A 16,020-nucleotide genomic window follows, 5' to 3' on the forward strand; every position below is an offset into this window, starting at 1 on the left:
AACCGTGACCCACCTGCTGCACCTCGACTCCAGCGCCCGCCGCACGTCGTTCTCGCGCGAGCTGACCGCGCGCTACGCCGCCGCCTGGCCGGGCACCCGGACCTACCGCGACCTCGCCGCCGACCCCGTCCCGGTGATCGGCGAGGCGTGGACCGAGATCTGCGACGCCCTGCTCACCGCGGGGATCACCGACCCGGCGCACTACGCCGACGTCGTCGAAACGCCCTCGCAAAAGCAGGCCTGGGCGATCGTCGAACCCCTGCTGGCGGAACTGCTGGAGGCCGACGTCGTCCTGATCGGCGCGCCGATGTACAACTTCTCGATCCCCGCGGCGCTCAAAACCTGGATCGACCAGGTGACGTTCCCGCGGATGTCCCTGCGCGGCAAGGCGTTCGTCATCGCCGGCGCCCGCGGCGGGACGTACGCGCCGGGCACGCCGAGAGCCCCGTTCGACCACCACGAGCGCTACCTGCGCGACTTCATCGCCGGGCACTACGACGTCGACGACGTCCGGTTCGTGCACGCCGAGCTGACCAACGCCCTCGTCGACCCGCACCTGGCGGCGCGCGAAGGCGAGCGGGTCGCTTCGCGCGAAGCGGCGCTGAAGGCGCTCTGATGGGCTGGGTGACGCTCGTCTTCGCCGGGCTCGTCGAGATCGCCTGGTCGCAGAGCATCAAACCGACGGAGAACTTCACGCGGCCGTGGCCGACGCTCCTGTGCTTCGTGCTCGGCGCCGCGGCCGTCTACCTGCTGTCGCGCGCGATGGACACCGTCCCGGTGGGCACCGCCTACGCGGTGTTCACCGGGATCGGCGCCGTCGGCGCGATCGTGCTCGGCGTCGTCGTGAGCAAGGACCCGCTCAGCGTCGGCCGGGTGGCCGCGCTGGCCCTGATCGTCGGCGGCGTCGTGCTCGCCCGCGTCACTTCGTGAGCTGCTCCCACAGGAACTCGAAGACCAGCGCCCACTTGAACGCCAGCTGCTCGTTGTCCGCCGCGGCGCCGTGGCCGCCTTCGATGTTCTCGTGGTAGCGGACGTCGTGCCCCTGCTCACGCATGCGCGCCACCATCTTGCGGGCGTGGGCGGGGTGCACGCGGTCGTCGCGCGTCGACGTCACGAACAACGACGGCGGGTACGAACGTCCACTGTGGACGTTCTGGTACGGCGAGTACTTCGAGATGTACTCCCACTCCGCGCCTTCGTCGGGGTCGCCGTACTCGGCCATCCACGACGCGCCGGCCAGCAGCAGGTGGTAGCGGCGCATGTCCAGCAGCGGCACCTGGCTGACGATCGCGCCGAACCGGTCCGGGTAGCGCGTCAGCATGACGCCCATCAGCAGGCCGCCGTTGCTGCCGCCCTGGATGCCGAGCTTGTCCGGCGTCGTGATGCCGCGTTCGACGAGGTCCGTGGCCACCGAAGCGAAGTCCTCGTACACGCGGTGGCGCTCGGCCTTGATCGCCTGCGTGTGCCAGCTCGGCCCGTACTCGCCGCCGCCGCGGATGTTCGCGACGACGTACGTGCCGCCGCGCGCGAGCCAGCCGCGGCCGATCATCCCGCTGTAGGACGGCGTCAGCGAGACTTCGAAGCCGCCGTAGCCGGTCAGCAGCGTCGGCCCGCCTTCGGCGCCGGACGGCCGGACGACGAAGTACGGGATCTTCGTGCCGTCCTCCGACGTCGCGAAGTACTGCGCGACGCTCATGCCCGAAGCGTCGAAGAACGCCGGAGCCTGCTTCAGGACTTCGACCTCTTCGCCGACGTGGCCGTAGCTCAGCGTCGACGGCTGGAGGAAGCCGCTGGAGTTGAGCAGGTACTCGTCGCTGACGTCGGGATCGGTGTCGAAGATGTCCGCGCTGCCGAACTCGGGACCGCCGGACAGCGGTTCCTCGTGCCAGCCGTCCGGACCGGGGGTCAGGGTGCGCAGCTCGGTGCGGACGTCGCGCAGCGTACCGAGCAGCAGGTGGTGGCGCGTCCAGGCCCAGTAGTCGAGCGAGGTGTGGTCGTCGGGGGTGAAGAGCGTCGTGAAGGTGCGCTCGCCGCCCATGAAGTCGTCGAACCGGATGCCGATCAGCGACCCGGCGGGGTGCTCGGTGCCGTCGACGGTCCACGCCGTGCGCGGCCGGACCAGCAGCCACTCGCGGTGGACGGACGCGCTCGCGTCGTCCGGGATGTCGATCTTGACCAGCGCTTCGGGCGTGCGCAGGTACAGCTCGGAGCGGTAGAAGTCGATCGCGCGGCTGACGAAGTCGCGCTCGAAGCCCTCGGTCGGGTCGTGGGACGCGCCGATCGAGACGTCGTCGGGCTTGCCCTCGTAGACCGTGACGGCTTCTTCGAGCGGCGTGCCGCGGCGCCACTCCTTGGCCAGCCGCGGGTAGCCGGAGCTGGTCAGCGTGCCTTCGCCGAAGTCGGTGCCGATGTAGACGCGGTCCTCGTCGATCCAGCCGATCCGCGTCTTGGCCTCCGGCACGGTGAAGCCGCCCTCGACGAACTCGTGCGCGTCGAGGTCGAACTCGCGCACGACCGTCGCGTCCGCGCCGCCGCGGGACAGCTCGACCAGGCCGCGCCGGTAGTCCGGCCGCAGCACGGTCGCGCCCTGCCAGACCCAGTTTTCGCCCTCGGCCTCGGCCAGCGCGTCGACGTCGATCAGCAGCTCCCACTCGGGCTCGGCCTGCCGGTAGGACTCCAGCGTCGTGCGCCGCCACAGGCCGCGCGGGTGGCTCGCGTCCTGCCAGAAGTTGTAGAGGAACTCGCCGCGGCGGCGGACGTACGGGATCCGGTCGTCGGCGTCGAGCACCTCGCGCAGCTCGTCACGCAGCTCGGCGAAGCGCGCGCCGCGGGTCAGCTCGGCCAGCGTCTCGTCGTTGCGGGCGCGCACCCAGCCGAGCGCGTCGTCGCCGGTCACGTCTTCCAGCCACAGGTAGGGATCCTCGACACTCATTCCGACAGTTTCGCCCGCTCGAGGCCCTGGTGGCCACCGGGACGCGTTTTCGTTTCGTGATCCTTCCCTCTCCGGGGGTCCGTATGCTGGTGCCACCGAGCAGGGGGAGAACGTGAACGACGACGGAATGTTCGGTTTTCCCGCGCCGCCGGCCGGGGACCGGTCACCGGAACCCGCGTGGGCCCCGGAGCCCAACCCCTGGGCGCCGAACTGGGCCGCCGCGCCGCCCGTCCCGATCGCCCCGCCGCGCAGCCGGCTCTGGGGTGCCGTGGCCGGGGTCCTCGTCGTCGTGCTGGCGATCTCGCTGATCGCGGCCACCATCCCGCACCGCGTCGACGGCCACGCGTACATCGCCCAAGGCGTCGACACCGGCCGCGCGTACAGCGGCGGCTCGGACGGCAAGCCCGCGAAGCCCGTGCCCGAGCTGGCGCGCAACCCGCTGCTCTCGACCGGCATCACTCCGGGGCCCGCGACGTGCGCGCTGCCCGACCTCGGCCGGGCGCCCGCCCAGCTCAAGGCCTACTACGGCGCGCTCGTCGACTGCCTGGAGCAGTCGTGGCGCCCGGCGCTGGAGAAGGCGAACGAGCCGACCCTGACCGCGACGGTCTCGGTGACGCTGCCCGAGCACAGCGCGTGCGGCGCGGCGCCGACGGAGAACGAAGCCGTCGCCTACTACTGCGGCGGCGACACCACGATCTACGCCCCGACCGACTGGATGCTGTCGGACGCCGGGCTCAACAAGGCCCGCCACATCGCGACGCTCGCCCACGAATACGGCCACCACGTGCAGCGCGAGAGCGGCATCCTGGCCGCGGCGGCGGACAAGATGACCTCGCCGAACGAGGACACCGCGGCCGACAAGGAGGTCGTCCGGCGCATCGAGCTGCAGGCGAACTGCTTCGGCGCGCTGTTCTTGGCCGCGGTCGCCGGCACGGGCTCGGTCAGCCGCTCGCTGGCGAACGCCGCCGTCGCCGACTACGGCCGCGCCAACGACAGCGACACGCACGGCTCGCGCGAGCACCAGTTGACGTGGGCGAAGGCCGGCTACGACGGCAAGAACACCAAGGCGTGCGACACGTGGAGCGCCGCGCCCGCCGACATCAGCTGACGGTCCAGGCCGGGTCGCGGCCGAGCAGCGCGAGGAACCGGTCCAGTTCGCTCGCGTCCGGTGCCGTCGCGACGCTGTGGGCGAAGGAGCCGTTCTTCTCGCGGCCCTCGTCCGGGATCCGTTCGGCCAGCTGCAGGGCGGCGTGCACGGCGTCGGCGTCGGGCTCGTAGGGCAGGCCGAGCGTGCGGGCCAGGTCCCAGCCGTGCGCGACGGTGTCGACGAGGTGCATGTGCGCGGCGATCGTGCCGGGGAACGTGCCGAAGTGGTTGATCGTGAGCTGCCGCTCCAGCACGGCGTCGTCGGCGAAGGCTTCGAGGAAGTCGTCGACGGACGCCTGGTAGGCGGCGCGGGCGTCGTCGCCGAGGTCGCCGGTGTCCCAGTCCGGGGCCGAGCCTTCGCGGGCCGCGGTCGCGAAGGCGTGGTTCTCGCTCACCTGGTGGCGGAGCAGGTCTTCCAGGGTCCAGCCGGCGCACGGGGTCGGGCGCCGGAGGTCGTCCGGCTGGGCGGTGGCGACGATCTTGTCGAGGACGAGCAGGGTGCGGCGGTCGAGTTCGCGGAGATCCATGCTTCGCACGCTAGGCGGGGGAGCGGATCACGAGAAGTGCCAAATCCGTGCGTCTTCCGGTGTGCCAATCTGGGGTGATGGACGTCCACATCGACCTGACCGGCACGCGCGGGCACCGCGACGCGATCTACCGGCAGCTGCGCGCGGCGATCCTGGACGGCCGGATCCGGCCCGGCGAGGCGCTGCCGCCGACGCGGGAGCTGGCGCAGCGGCTGGCCGTCTCGCGGACGACCGTCAGCGCGGCCTACGACCGGCTCACCGCCGAGGGGTTCCTCGCCGGGCGCGTCGGCGCGGGCACGTTCGTCACGGCTACTGCCTTGAGCCGGCCCGCGCCGTCCTCGGTGTCGGGTGTCCGCCCGCTGCCGGAGTGGGACGTGGTGCCGGCGCCGCCCGCGCCGTTCGCGCCGGCCCCGGAGTTCGACTTCCGGCCCGGCGTCCCGGACCTCACGCGGTTCCCGTTCGACACGTGGCGCCGGCTCGTCACGCAGCGGCTGCGTGCAGGCCAGGCCGACTTGATGACGTACGGCGACCCGCAGGGACTCGGTTCCTTGCGCACGGAGATCGCGCGGCACATCGGGGTGTCGCGGGACGTCCGGGCGAGCGCGGCGCAGGTCGTCGTCACCGCCGGCGCCCAGCAGACGACGGACCTGGTCGGGCGGGTGCTGCTGCGTCCGGGTGACGTGGCGGCCGTCGAGGACCCCGGCTACCCGCCGCCGCGGCTGGTGCTGGCCGCGCGGGGCGTGCGCGTGGCGCCGGTGCCGGTGGACGGCCACGGGATCGTCGTCAGCGCGATCCCGGACGAGGCGCGGCTGGTCTACGTGACGCCGTCGCACCAGTACCCGCTGGGGCTGTCGATGTCGCTGGAGCGCCGGCTCGAGCTGCTGGACTGGGCCGAGCGGCACGACGCCGTGCTCGTCGAGGACGACTACGACACGGAGTTCCGCTACACCGGACGGCCGCTGGAACCGTTGCACAGCTTGGATTCCCGTGGCCGGGTCGTGTACGTCGGGTCGTTCTCGAAGGTGCTGTCGCCGGCGTTGCGGCTCGGGTTCCTCGTCGCGCCGCCGTCGCTCGTGCCGGCGCTGGTGAAGGCCCGGTACCTCACGGACTGGCACGCGCCGAACGTCGAGCAGGCGGCGCTGGCGGCGTTCATGGCCGAGGGCGGCTTCGCCCGGCACGTCCGGCGGATGCGGAAGGTCTACCGCGAGCGGCACGAACTGCTGTCGTCGCTGGTCGGGGAGTTCCCCTTCTTGAGTTTGCTGCCGTCTTCAGCGGGGCTGCACGTGAGCGCGGTTTCCTCGTCGGATCTGTCGCCTTTGGTGCGTCGCGCCCGCCGGCACGGCGTCCGGCTGTACTCGCTGGGGGACTTCGCGGTGGGCGAGCGGCGGCACGGGCTGGTGTTCGGTTACGGTGCGGTCGCGACGGAGCGGATCGGGCCGGGACTGGCCCGGCTGCGCGAGCTGGCGGACGGGGGAGCGGCGTGACCGACGACGTGATGGTGGCGATCGACGCCGGTCTCCGGCAGCACATCGGCGGCGACCGAGAGGGCGCGTACGCGACGTTCACGGCGTTGTGGGCGTCGATCGGCCCGGACGGCGACCCGCTGCACCGCGTCGCGCTGGCGCACCACATGGCCGACGTCTGCGACGACCCGGCGGAGGAGCTGGAGTGGGACCTGCGCGCGCTGGCGGCGGCCGACTCGCTGACCGACTCGCGGGCCCAGGAGTACCACTCGTCGCTGGCCGTGCGCGGGTTCTACCCGTCGTTGCACCTCAACCTGGGTGAGGACTACCGCAAACTGGGTGACCTGACGGCGGCGCGCGAGCAGCTGGAACTGGCCCGAGCCCGCCTCGACGCCCTCTGCGACGACGACTACGCGGCCGGAATCCGCTCGGCACTGGACGGCCTGGCCGAACGCCTCGGCTGAATCGTTTTCAATACCACGAAAACGCCCCGTTTGCCGGACTTTCGCCCAGGTCCCGGCACCCTTACCCTGTGGTGATCCAGCTCACCGACGGGAAGGATCGCCATGCGGATTGCGGATCTGCTGCGCAAGAAGGGGTCGGCGGTCGCAACGGTCACCCCGGAGACCACGGTGACCGAGCTGCTGACCGGCCTGGCCGAACACAACGTGGGCGCGATGGTGGTCGTGGCCCCGGACGGATCGATAGCGGGGATCGTCTCGGAACGCGACGTGGTCCGGCGTTTGAACGACCACGGCCCGGGCCTGTTGGACGGCCCGGTGTCGGAGATCATGACGAAGCTGGTGGCGAGCTGCTCCCCGGACGACTCGGTGGACCAGCTGTCAGTGCTGATGACGGAGCGCCGAATCCGGCACGTCCCGGTGCTGGCCGACGGGCGGCTGGCCGGGATCGTGTCCATCGGGGACGTGGTGAAGAACCGGATGGAGGAGCTGGAGAAGAGCCAGGAACAGCTGGAGGCCTACATCTCCCAGGGTTGATCGGAACAGCCTTTCCGAAGACGGCGAGGAGAAGCCGGGTAGACCAGTCATGGCAGCTCTGCCCGGCCCGCTCTTCCCCTGACTTTCGCCGCGATGCGAGATGTGCGAGCCGCAAGAGCTCGAACGCCACTCGCGCAGCCGTCACGCCGCGAGTGGAGCGCGGGGCTGCGGATCGCGTTCACGTGGCGCGCTTGCCTTCGCAGATGGCCGAGGTTGTACTCGCGGCCGGTTTTTGTCGGTCCCCGGTGCGACTCTGACGAGGTGTACCAGCACCTGGATCCCGGACCGGCCCCTCCAGCCTCCTCGTGGGCGACCGCACGCGTGATGACCCGAACTCGAAGAACCGGTACCCGGCCGGAACTCGCTTTGCGCAGCGCACTGCACAAACAGGGCCTGCGCTTCCTCGTGGACAGTTCGGTGCCGGGCGGGAACCGTCGACGTCGCATCGATGTTCTGCTCCGTGGCGCACGGATAGCGATCTTCTTGGACGGCTGCTTCTGGCACTCATGTCCCCAACACGGGCACTTGCCGACGGCGAACAGGAAGTGGTGGCGCTTGAAACTGCGCGGGATTGCGCGCCGTGATCGCGACACCGATGCTGAACTGACCGAGTTGGGCTGGCTCGTCGTGAGGGTGTGGGAACACGAAGATCCGCTGGAAGCGGCGGAACGGATCGGGTTGCTCGAGCGAAACCGGAAAGCGTCGACGGCCGTTCAATCGGACGTCCGTGGTCGAGCGGCCCGAAGCGCTGATGGTGATCACTCCCGCCAGCCGGACAGCTCGACACCCTTGGCCACATCCACCCGGTACGACAGCTTGACCTCACCCGTCTGCCCCGGCGCAAGCGTCAGCTTCCACGTCAACTCGCCCAACTCCGAAGTCTCCACCGGCTCCGGCGACGTCTTCACGTCTTTCACGGTTATCCCGTCGTCCCGAGAAACCGGCGCCTGATCCAGCACCGTCACCACAGCCTCCCGAGGCCCATGGTTACCCACCGAAATCTTGTACTCAGCCTCACGCCGCTTCTGCCCCGACAAAGTCGCTTTCGAAGCCGTCCGCCGGACCAGCTCGCGCTCGACGCGGATCCGGTCGTCCACCCCCAACGCCAGCTCCAGTTCCTCCCCAGGAGCCCAAGCCTCCAAAGACGTGGTCCCGACGAACTCAGCGTCATGGAACACCGAAGCCCGCCCCGGCCGCAAAGCGAACGAAGACGTATTGACGACCGTAGCCCGCAGGTACGCCTCTTCCGCCAACACCGGCGCGGTCACGTAGCCCAACTCAGCCGTCAGCGAAAGCTGCGCCAACGTGGTCCGATGGCCGGAAGCGCCCGACGGCACCGCCACCGGACGCGAAGGCCGGTACGTCACCGCCGTCGTCCCCTGCTCGACCGAAGCCAGCTTCGGTGCCATAGCCGGAGCGGCAGCGGCGAAGCGCATCCGCGCTCCATCAGGAACACCGCCGCCCGACCCGCCATACGCCGCCGCCGGAGCGGCCGGGACGGGATGGACGCGGTCCAGGAACCACGGCGACAACTCCGGTACCACCACGGAAACCGCCGGCCGCGCGGTCGACAAAGCGAGTTCGCACTCCGGCCAATCCTCGCCCGTGTACTGGCTGACCAGCCCGTACGACATCACCGTGACGTCCGTACCGCGAACCCGGACGTCGTATCCCGGTTCCCAGCTCGCTCCCGGGACCACATAGGACAGTTCCAGCTCGGCCGATCCGGAAGTGTCCGAGATCTCCAGCTCCACCACCACGGACGTACTGTCCTCTTCGGACTGCGCGCTGTGGGACTCGATCCGCCGATCCAACGCCGCGAGGTCCTCGCGCAGCCGGGTGATCCGATCGGACAACACCCGCCGCGCCTTCAAAGCCGACGCCAGCCTCGAACTCAAAGCGTCGGTCACCTCGGTTACGCGCGACGGCTCCGCTGTCCCGGCAGCCAGCGCCTTTGCGAAGCTGCCGCCGCTGCGCTTCGCGAGCGAAGTCAGCAGATCCACCTTCATCGCTTCGGCCGCTTCGTCGTCCACGACGCCGTCGAGCGTCGCCTGGTCCGCGCGCCGCTGCTCCACCAAAGCTCGCAACGCGGCGTCGGCCGGCGAAGCGTGCCGCTCGGTGCGGACGTCGACGCCCGTGATCAGCGCGGGACCGGTCCCGGTGACGCGCACCGAAGCCGGGTCGAGGGACAGGGGGAGCCCGGCGAACGTCAGGCGCGACCCGGCGTCGAGTGGGGCCTTGCCCCGGCGGGTGATCCGGGCCTGCTGCGGGTAGACGGTCACGGCGGCGATCGGCGCTTCCACGGTCGGCATGCCCCCGACGTTAGTCTCTTGACACCCCCGAGGCCGGAGCGGAAGTCTCGACACTCGTCCGCTTCGCCCGGCTTGGGGGTTTGAGTGAAAGCCGCACGAACCGCTGTCCTGCTCCTCGCACTGGCGACCCTGCCGCTGACCGCGGTGCCCGCCGAAGCCGCGCCGCCCGGCCCGGTCTTCACCGGCGGCCAGGCCCAGCCGGTGTTCGACCCCGCCGACGTCGTCCGCGAAGACGTCTGGGTCACCGCGCCGGTCGACAGCGACCACGACGGCCAGGACGACCTCGTGCACGCCCAGGTCGTCCGCCCGCGCGCGACGCAGCAAGGGCTGAAGGTTCCCGTCGTCTACCAGGCCAGCCCGTACTACGCCGGCGGCAACGACGTCGCGAACCACGACGTCGACGTCGAGCTCTACGCGCCCGGGTACGCCCGCGGCCCGGAAGGCCCGCGCGTCGCCGCGCACGGCGTCGGCCCGGCCACCCCGATCACCTGGCGCTACCAGGACTACTTCACCGCCCGCGGGTTCGCCGTCGTCTACGGCGAGTCGCTCGGCACCGGCCTCTCGACCGGCTGCCCGACCACCGGCGACGTCAACGAGACGATCGGCGCGCGCTCGGTCGTCGACTGGCTCAACGGCCGCACGGCCGCGAAAGACGCGAACGGCGCCGCGGCGAAGGCCGACTGGAGCACCGGCAAGACCGGCATGATGGGCGTCTCCTACAACGGGACGCTGCCGAACGCCGTCGCGAGCACCGGCGTCGAGGGCCTCGAGACGATCGTGCCGATCGCCGCGATCTCCAGCTGGTACCAGTACTACCGCAACGACGGCGCCGTCGTCGCGGCCGGCGGCTACCAGGGCGAGGACGCCGACGTGCTCGCCGAGTACGTCTACACCCGGGCCGACCGCCAGGTCTGCCGCCCGGTGATCGACGGCCTGACCCGCGACCAGGACCGCGTGACCGGCGACTACACGCCGTTCTGGGACGTCCGCAACTACCGCAACGACGTCGCCAAGGTGCACGCGTCGGTGCTCGCGGTGCACGGCCTCAACGACTGGAACGTCAAGACCGACCAGGTCGCCGAGTGGTACGAAGCGCTGAAGGCGCACGGCGTCGAGCACAAGATCTGGCTGCACCAGTCCGGCCACGCCGACCCGTACTCGCTGCGGCGCGACGTCTGGCTCGCGACGCTGAACAAGTGGATGTCGCACTACCTCTACGGCATCGACAACGGCATCCAGAACGAGCCGAAGGCGACGATCCAGCGCGAGGACCTGTCCTGGACCGACGAGGCCGACTGGCCGGCGCCGGGCACCGCCGACGTCCGCGTCTACCCGTGGCCGGGCGGCCGGTCGAAGGGCGCCATCGACACCCGCAACCCGGTCCCGGGCACGGCGGCCGTCGAGACCCTCGCGGACGACTCCTCAAAGACGATCGAGCAGCTCGCCGGCCTCGCTTCGTCCGGTAACCGGCTGCTGTACGCGACTTCGGCGGCGAAGCAGTCCGTACGCCTCTCCGGCACCGCGCGCGCCGACCTGGCGCTGGCGTTCGACCGGCCCGCGGCGAACGTCTCGGCGATCCTGCTCGACCGCGCCCCCGACGGCACGTCCCACATCATCAGCCGCGGCTGGACCGACCCGCAGAACCGCACGTCGCCGGCTCGCACCGAGCCGATCACGCCGGGGCAGACCTACCGGATCGGCGTCGAGCTGATGCCGAAGGACTACATCCTCGCGGCGGGTCACCGGCTCGAGTTCCTGCTGGCTTCGAGCGACCACGACTACACGCTGCGGCCGAAGCCGGGCGCGGGGCTGGCGCTCGACCTGACCAGGACGTCGGTGACGCTGCCGGTGACGGGCGGCAAGCCGGCGCTGCGAGCCGCGTTCGGCTGATGCTGCCGGCACACCTGGACGCCGATGTCCGCACGTTGTGGGAGTACCACGACCTGCGGCACGAACCGCGGCGTTCCGACGTCGGGATCGGGCTGGGCAGCCGCGATCCCGGCGTCGCCGTGCACACGGCCGAACTGTTCCACGCCGGGCGCTTCCCGCTCGTCGTCTTCACCGGCGCCAACGCGCCGACGACGGTGGAGCGCTTCCCGCGTGGCGAAGCGGTCCACTACCGCGAAATCGCGCTGGAGCTGGGCGTGCCCGACGATGTGATCCTGGTCGAACCGGCGGCCCGCAACACGGGCGACAACATCGCGTTCACCCGCCGCCTGCTCGCCGGCCGCGAGATCGCGTCGGTGACCCTCGTGACGCGGCCGTACCAGCAGCGTCGCGCGTATGCGACGGCGAAGCGGCTCTGGCCCCGCATCGACGTCGTGTGCGCGTCGAAGGCGGTGTCGTTCGAGGACCACGTCACCGGGGAAGAGGACGTCGAGCGGGTGGTCAGCATGCTAGTCGGCGAGACGCAGCGGATCACCCAGTACGCCGAACGCGGCTTCGCGATCCCGCAGCCCGTCCCGGCCGGCGTCCAGCGGGCGTTCGGCCGGCTGGCCGCGGCCGGCTTCACCCAGCGGCTGCTCTAGTCCGCGATGCCCGCCCGGTAGGCGAAGGCGACCGCCTGCGCGCGGTCGCGCAACCCGGCCTTGGTGAACAGGTGGTTCACGTGGGTCTTCACGGTCGCCTCGCTCACCACGAGCGTGCGCGCGATCTCCGTGTTCGACAGGCCCGCCGCGATCAGCCGCAGCACCTCGATCTCGCGGGCGGTCAGGCCTTCGACCTCCTTGACCCGCCGAGGCGAGCTGCGGGTGGCGGCCTCGACCAGCCGCCGTTGCAGTTCGCCGTCCACTGTGGACTGACCGGCGGCGGCCGAGCGCAGCGCCCGCGCGATGGCTTCGGCGTCGGCGTCCTTGGTGAGGAACCCGCGGGCGCCGGCGCGCAACGCGGCCAGCAGCGACTCGTCGTCGGCGTACGTGGTCAGGACGACGACCTCGGTGCCCGGGTGCTCCGCGCGGATCCGTTCGGTGGTCTCGACTCCGTCGCAGCGCGGCATCCGCAGGTCGACCAGGACGACGTCGGGGTGGTGGGCGGCGACGAGGTCGAGCGCGGCCAGGCCGTCGGCGGCGGCGCCGACCACCTCGACGCCGGGCAGCAGCCCGAGCAGGGTAACCAGGCCTTCCCGGACCACCGCCTGGTCGTCGGCCAGCACGACGCGCAGCGTCACGCCGGCACCGTCAGGTGAATCCGCCATCCGTCCTCCCCCGGCCCGCTGTCCAGGCGCCCGTCGAGCAGGGCGACCCGCTCGTTCATCCCGCGCAAACCGTAGCCTGCGGCCGGCGCGTCGGGCGGCCGCCTGCCCTGCCGGTCGGCCACGGTCAGCTCGACCGACCCATCGGTGTACCCCAACGTGACGTCGACGTCGGCCTTCCCCGCGTGCTTGCGCGTGTTGGCCAGCGCTTCCTGCACCGCGCGGACCAATGCGGTGCCGACCGCGGCGTCGAGTTCGCGCGGTTCGCCTTCGACCTTGAGGTCCGCGCGCGCCCCGCTGTCGAGCCGGTAGGCGGCCAGCAGGTCGGCGATCGCGCGTTCGACGGGAACGGCGTCCTCGCGCAGCGCGGCCACGGCCTTGCGGGCCTCGGCGAGGCCCTCCGACGCGAGCTTCTGCGCCCGTTCGATCTGCGCGACGGCGTCCGGGCTGGCTCCGTCGCGCACCAGCATGAGCCGGGCGCCCTGCAGGTTCAGGGACAGCCCGGCCAGCGAGTGAGCGAGCACGTCGTGCAGCTCGCGGGCGATGCGGGCGCGTTCGGCGAGGGCGGCCGCGCGGGCGTGCTCCTCGGTGGCCGTCTGCGCGCGGGCCAGCGCCAGTTCGGTCTGCTCGACCCGGGCGTTGCGCGTCCGCCGGTTCAGCCCCATCAGCACGATCACGGCGAGGACCGCATACGTCGACAGGGCGCTTTCCCAGAGGTCCTGGTGAGCCGCCCAGGCCGCGGTGATCAGCGCGGCGTTCAGCACGACCGCCAGCACGACCGGCACCCGGGACTGCCGCAGCACCACGAAGAACGTCGTGCTGAACATCGCCACCGTCGCCCAGCTGCCGGGCAGGACCACCCACAGCGCGCCCGCGGACGCGATCACGGCGAGCGACAGGACCGCCGATGTCCTCCGGGCGCCGAGGTCGGCGATCCACGGCATCGGGATCGACAGGACGAGGGTGACACCGATCAGTACCCAGGCGAGCGCGTCCGCGCGGTGCATCGCGGTGACCATCGGCACCGCGATGAGCCCCCAGCGCAGCCAGCCCTGCGCCGTGGGGAACCGGGGTCGTGGGGGCGTCATTCCGGGTGTCCTCCGCGGGTGCTTGTACGGAAAATGTACCGACGGAGGCTTCCCTTCGTGGGGTCAAGGTGTCTCGTTTGTCAGGAGGTAAGCCCCATGTCCAGGTTGCGACGGCTCGCCGTGTTCGCCGCCGCCGCGGCGTTGCCCGCGCTCGGCCTCACCCTCGCCGGCCAGGCGCCCGCGTCGGCCGCACCGAACTTCCAGGTGCCGTTCAAGTGCGGGGTCACCGTCACCGCGGCGACGTTCAGCGGCCACAGCCCCGAGTACTCGGTCGACTTCCAGAAGTCGGGCATCACGGGCATGCCGGTGCTCGCCGCGGCCTCCGGCACGGTGACCCGGGTCGCCGACGAAGGCAGCACGAGCTACGGCAAGTGGGTCGAGGTGGACCACGGCAGCGGCTGGCGGACCCGGTACGCGCACCTCTCGGCCCAGGAGGTCTCGGTCGGGCAGACGGTCGGCCTCGGCAAGGAGCTCGGCAAAGCGGGCGCGACCGGCGGCGTCACCGGCCCGCACCTGCACTTCGAAGAGCGGCTCAACGGCGTGGTGCAGAAGGCGAAGCTGAACGGCGTCGCCGTGCCGTACTACGGCCACACGGACTTCACGAGCAAGAACAGCTGCGGGGGCAACCCGTACTCCGCCGAAGAGGTCTGCGGCGACGGCTTCTCCGTGGTCGACCAGCAGGCGCTGGCGAACTCGTCGGGCACGGCGTACCTGCTGTACAACTCCTCGACCAAGGCGAACTGCGTGACGACGCTGAAGGCGACGTCGCTCGGCACGGCGAGCCCGGTCTCGGCGTTCCTGGAGGTCCAGGGCGCGGCGCGGGTGACCGATTCCGGCAGCTTCACCTACTACGCCGGGCCGGTGAAGAAGACCGCCGCGGCCACCTGCGTGAAGTGGGGCGGCTCGGTGGGCGGCAACACCTACGAAAGCGGTTTCGAGCACTGCGGCTGAGGCCGGACCGGTCGGTGGGGCCGGGCAGCATAGCCCGCCCCACCGACAAAAACCCGCCGCCCGGACGCCGCCCACCCGGTTCCGTCCACATCGGCCCCGGCCATCCACAGATTCGCCGCCACCGCCCCATCCCACCCCGTCCTGCCCCACGCTGGAGGCATGACCACTTCCACCCCGGCCGGCACCCCGCCGGTCGACCTCCGAAGCCCCGCGCAGCTGCTGGCCGCGCTCCCGTACCTGATCGGGTTCCGGCCCGCGAACTCCGTCGTCCTCATCGGCCGCCGGGCCGACGGCGTGGGCCTGGTCCTGCGCGGCGACCTCCCGCGCCCGGGAGAACGGACCCAGCAAGCCCGCGCGTTGGCGGCGAGGTACGTCCTGGCACCACCCACGGCCGTGACGCTGGCGCTGATCGGCGGCGAGCGAAGACCCGGCGGTCCGCCACCGTACGCGGACTTCGCCGCCGAACTGGCGGCCGCGCTGGATGAGCTCGGCATCCCGGTGCTGCACACGTTGTGGGCCGCGGACATCGCCCAGGGAGCGCCCTGGAGCTGTTACGCGGATCCGGCCTGCGCCGGCGAGCTCCCGGACCCGAAGGCAACGGTGACGGCAGCATGGGCGACGGAAGCCTGCTGGGTGGCGTTCGACAGCCGCGACGAGCTGGCGGCGCTGCTGGCGCCCCGGTCCCCGGAGGCATTGGCCCACCGGACCGCGGCCCTGTCCAGGATGTCGTCGTTGCCCTGGCCGGAGTCGACGTGCGTTTCGGAGGCGGCCTCGGTGATCCGAGCGGCCTTCGAGCGCCAACGCCGCGGCTCAGGGCCGCCGACGGACGAGCAGGCGGTCTTGCTGGCGAGCGCGTTGACGCTCCCGGAGATCCGTGACGCGTGCTTGAGCATGGCGGCCCCACCCCACACCACGACGGCTCGCGAGGCAGAGCTGCTGTGGTTGATGCTGGTCCAGGAACTCCCAGCGCCAGAGCGCGCCGAAGCGGCAACGCTGCTGGGCTACGCGGCTTTCATGCGCGGCGACGGGACGTTCGCGGGCATGGCACTGGAGAACGCGCTGGAGGCGAACCCGAACCACGTGCTGGCGGGGCTGTTGAGAACGGTCATGCAGCGAGGGATGCCCCCGAAGCAGTTGCTGGGGTTGGCGTTGTCGGCGGACCCGTCAGGCCTGGCCGGGTTCGGCTTGGAGCCACCGGACTTCGAGGGGGCGGGTGCGGGCTTGCCGGCGAGTGTCGCTTGTGGACATCCCGCGGTGGACAAGGCATGAGCGGCTCCGGAGGTGGGGGGGGGGGGGGGGGCGGGGCCCCCCCCCCCCCCCCCCCCCCCCCCCCCCCCCCCCCCCCCAACCCCCCCCCCCCCCCCCCCCCCCCCCCCCCCCCCCCCCCCCCCCCCCACCACCCCCCCCCCCCCC

The 16,020-nt window shown here is 71.5% G+C and carries 16 protein-coding genes and 1 pseudogene; 11 read left to right on the top strand and 6 right to left on the bottom strand.

Annotated features, from left to right (window positions below):
• Positions 1 to 4 precede the first annotated feature (4 nt).
• Positions 5 to 616, top strand: coding sequence for an FMN-dependent NADH-azoreductase (locus ACIRSS_RS01310; RefSeq protein ID WP_400889318.1), 612 nt, complete (start codon positions 5 to 7; stop codon positions 614 to 616).
• Complete coding sequence (locus tag ACIRSS_RS01315) at positions 616 to 930, top strand: multidrug efflux SMR transporter (RefSeq protein WP_285454102.1); 315 nt, start codon at positions 616 to 618, stop codon at positions 928 to 930. The genes ACIRSS_RS01310 and ACIRSS_RS01315 overlap by 1 nt, the downstream gene beginning before the upstream one ends.
• On the opposite strand, the gene ACIRSS_RS01320 is transcribed toward ACIRSS_RS01315, so the two are convergent.
• Positions 920 to 2,932 (bottom strand): prolyl oligopeptidase family protein, encoded by a 2,013-nt coding sequence (locus tag ACIRSS_RS01320; RefSeq protein ID WP_400889322.1) that lies wholly within the window; start codon positions 2,930 to 2,932, stop codon positions 920 to 922. The two genes, ACIRSS_RS01315 and ACIRSS_RS01320, sit on opposite strands and share 11 nt — an antisense overlap.
• 127 nt (positions 2,933 to 3,059) lie before the next feature.
• On the opposite strand from ACIRSS_RS01320, the gene ACIRSS_RS01325 reads away from it, so the two are divergent.
• Positions 3,060 to 4,040: a neutral zinc metallopeptidase gene (locus tag ACIRSS_RS01325; protein WP_400893330.1), complete on the top strand. Its 981-nt coding sequence runs from the start codon at positions 3,060 to 3,062 to the stop codon at positions 4,038 to 4,040.
• Here ACIRSS_RS01325 and ACIRSS_RS01330 read toward each other — a convergent pair.
• Positions 4,033 to 4,605: a TIGR03086 family metal-binding protein gene (locus tag ACIRSS_RS01330; protein WP_400889325.1), complete on the bottom strand. Its 573-nt coding sequence runs from the start codon at positions 4,603 to 4,605 to the stop codon at positions 4,033 to 4,035. The genes ACIRSS_RS01325 and ACIRSS_RS01330 overlap by 8 nt on opposite strands.
• A 77-nt stretch (positions 4,606 to 4,682) precedes the next feature.
• Between ACIRSS_RS01330 and ACIRSS_RS01335 the strand changes: the two genes are divergently transcribed.
• From ACIRSS_RS01335 to ACIRSS_RS01350, 4 genes and pseudogenes are all read left to right on the top strand, one after another.
• Positions 4,683 to 6,089 carry a PLP-dependent aminotransferase family protein gene (locus tag ACIRSS_RS01335; RefSeq protein WP_400889327.1) on the top strand — a complete coding sequence of 469 codons (1,407 nt, stop codon included), beginning with the start codon at positions 4,683 to 4,685 and terminating at the stop codon, positions 6,087 to 6,089.
• Positions 6,086 to 6,532: a hypothetical protein gene (locus tag ACIRSS_RS01340; RefSeq protein ID WP_400889330.1), complete on the top strand. Its 447-nt coding sequence runs from the start codon at positions 6,086 to 6,088 to the stop codon at positions 6,530 to 6,532. Before ACIRSS_RS01335 ends, ACIRSS_RS01340 begins: the two co-directional genes overlap by 4 nt.
• A 102-nt stretch (positions 6,533 to 6,634) precedes the next feature.
• Entirely contained in the window at positions 6,635 to 7,066 is a 432-nt protein-coding gene (locus ACIRSS_RS01345; RefSeq protein ID WP_400889332.1) for a CBS domain-containing protein, read from the top strand.
• A gap of 324 nt (positions 7,067 to 7,390) precedes the next feature.
• Positions 7,391 to 7,654 (top strand): annotated as a pseudogene (locus ACIRSS_RS01350) (very short patch repair endonuclease); the annotation flags it as partial.
• Here the strand turns inward: ACIRSS_RS01350 and ACIRSS_RS01355 are convergent.
• Positions 7,571 to 7,828: a hypothetical protein gene (locus tag ACIRSS_RS01355; RefSeq protein ID WP_400893451.1), complete on the bottom strand. Its 258-nt coding sequence runs from the start codon at positions 7,826 to 7,828 to the stop codon at positions 7,571 to 7,573. The pseudogene ACIRSS_RS01350 and the gene ACIRSS_RS01355 overlap by 84 nt on opposite strands.
• Positions 7,825 to 9,378, bottom strand: a complete 1,554-nt coding sequence (locus ACIRSS_RS01360; RefSeq protein WP_400889335.1) for a DUF4139 domain-containing protein — start codon at positions 9,376 to 9,378, stop codon at positions 7,825 to 7,827. The genes ACIRSS_RS01355 and ACIRSS_RS01360 overlap by 4 nt, the downstream gene beginning before the upstream one ends.
• An 84-nt stretch (positions 9,379 to 9,462) precedes the next feature.
• Here ACIRSS_RS01360 and ACIRSS_RS01365 point away from each other — a divergent pair, with 84 nt between their 5' ends.
• Both ACIRSS_RS01365 and ACIRSS_RS01370 read left to right on the top strand, forming a co-directional pair.
• Positions 9,463 to 11,268: a Xaa-Pro dipeptidyl-peptidase gene (locus ACIRSS_RS01365; protein WP_400889338.1), complete on the top strand. Its 1,806-nt coding sequence runs from the start codon at positions 9,463 to 9,465 to the stop codon at positions 11,266 to 11,268.
• Positions 11,268 to 11,906 (top strand): YdcF family protein, encoded by a 639-nt coding sequence (locus ACIRSS_RS01370; RefSeq protein WP_400889340.1) that lies wholly within the window; start codon positions 11,268 to 11,270, stop codon positions 11,904 to 11,906. Before ACIRSS_RS01365 ends, ACIRSS_RS01370 begins: the two co-directional genes overlap by 1 nt.
• Here ACIRSS_RS01370 and ACIRSS_RS01375 read toward each other — a convergent pair.
• Together ACIRSS_RS01375 and ACIRSS_RS01380 are read right to left on the bottom strand one after the other, a co-directional pair.
• Positions 11,903 to 12,544, bottom strand: coding sequence for a response regulator (locus ACIRSS_RS01375; protein WP_400893332.1), 642 nt, complete (start codon positions 12,542 to 12,544; stop codon positions 11,903 to 11,905). The two genes, ACIRSS_RS01370 and ACIRSS_RS01375, sit on opposite strands and share 4 nt — an antisense overlap.
• Positions 12,541 to 13,656 carry a sensor histidine kinase gene (locus ACIRSS_RS01380; RefSeq protein ID WP_400889343.1) on the bottom strand — a complete coding sequence of 372 codons (1,116 nt, stop codon included), beginning with the start codon at positions 13,654 to 13,656 and terminating at the stop codon, positions 12,541 to 12,543. Before ACIRSS_RS01380 ends, ACIRSS_RS01375 begins: the two co-directional genes overlap by 4 nt.
• Before the next feature lie 96 nt (positions 13,657 to 13,752).
• Between ACIRSS_RS01380 and ACIRSS_RS01385 the strand changes: the two genes are divergently transcribed.
• Together ACIRSS_RS01385 and ACIRSS_RS01390 are read left to right on the top strand one after the other, a co-directional pair.
• A complete protein-coding gene (locus tag ACIRSS_RS01385) occupies positions 13,753 to 14,607 on the top strand; it encodes a M23 family metallopeptidase (protein WP_400889346.1) in 855 nt (284 codons plus the stop codon).
• Between the two features lie 159 nt (positions 14,608 to 14,766).
• Positions 14,767 to 15,876 carry a DUF4192 domain-containing protein gene (locus ACIRSS_RS01390; protein WP_400889348.1) on the top strand — a complete coding sequence of 370 codons (1,110 nt, stop codon included), beginning with the start codon at positions 14,767 to 14,769 and terminating at the stop codon, positions 15,874 to 15,876.
• The last annotated feature ends 144 nt before the right edge of the window (positions 15,877 to 16,020 follow it).

This window comes from Amycolatopsis sp. NPDC101161 (genome assembly GCF_044768185.1).
GTDB lineage: Bacteria > Actinomycetota > Actinomycetes > Mycobacteriales > Pseudonocardiaceae > Amycolatopsis.

Excerpts from the sequence above, each read along its gene's own strand:
- ACIRSS_RS01370 (WP_400889340.1), top strand. The coding sequence starts at position 11,268 with ATGCTGCCGGCACACCTGGACGCCGATGTCCGCACGTTGTGGGAGTAC.
- ACIRSS_RS01360 (WP_400889335.1), bottom strand. The coding sequence starts at position 9,378 with ATGCCGACCGTGGAAGCGCCGATCGCCGCCGTGACCGTCTACCCGCAG.
- ACIRSS_RS01320 (WP_400889322.1), bottom strand. The coding sequence starts at position 2,932 with ATGAGTGTCGAGGATCCCTACCTGTGGCTGGAAGACGTGACCGGCGAC.
- ACIRSS_RS01385 (WP_400889346.1), top strand. The coding sequence starts at position 13,753 with ATGTCCAGGTTGCGACGGCTCGCCGTGTTCGCCGCCGCCGCGGCGTTG.
- ACIRSS_RS01325 (WP_400893330.1), top strand. The coding sequence starts at position 3,060 with ATGTTCGGTTTTCCCGCGCCGCCGGCCGGGGACCGGTCACCGGAACCC.
- ACIRSS_RS01390 (WP_400889348.1), top strand. The coding sequence starts at position 14,767 with ATGACCACTTCCACCCCGGCCGGCACCCCGCCGGTCGACCTCCGAAGC.
- ACIRSS_RS01335 (WP_400889327.1), top strand. The coding sequence starts at position 4,683 with ATGGACGTCCACATCGACCTGACCGGCACGCGCGGGCACCGCGACGCG.
- ACIRSS_RS01330 (WP_400889325.1), bottom strand. The coding sequence starts at position 4,605 with ATGGATCTCCGCGAACTCGACCGCCGCACCCTGCTCGTCCTCGACAAG.
- ACIRSS_RS01345 (WP_400889332.1), top strand. The coding sequence starts at position 6,635 with ATGCGGATTGCGGATCTGCTGCGCAAGAAGGGGTCGGCGGTCGCAACG.
- ACIRSS_RS01315 (WP_285454102.1), top strand. The coding sequence starts at position 616 with ATGGGCTGGGTGACGCTCGTCTTCGCCGGGCTCGTCGAGATCGCCTGG.
- ACIRSS_RS01380 (WP_400889343.1), bottom strand. The coding sequence starts at position 13,656 with ATGACGCCCCCACGACCCCGGTTCCCCACGGCGCAGGGCTGGCTGCGC.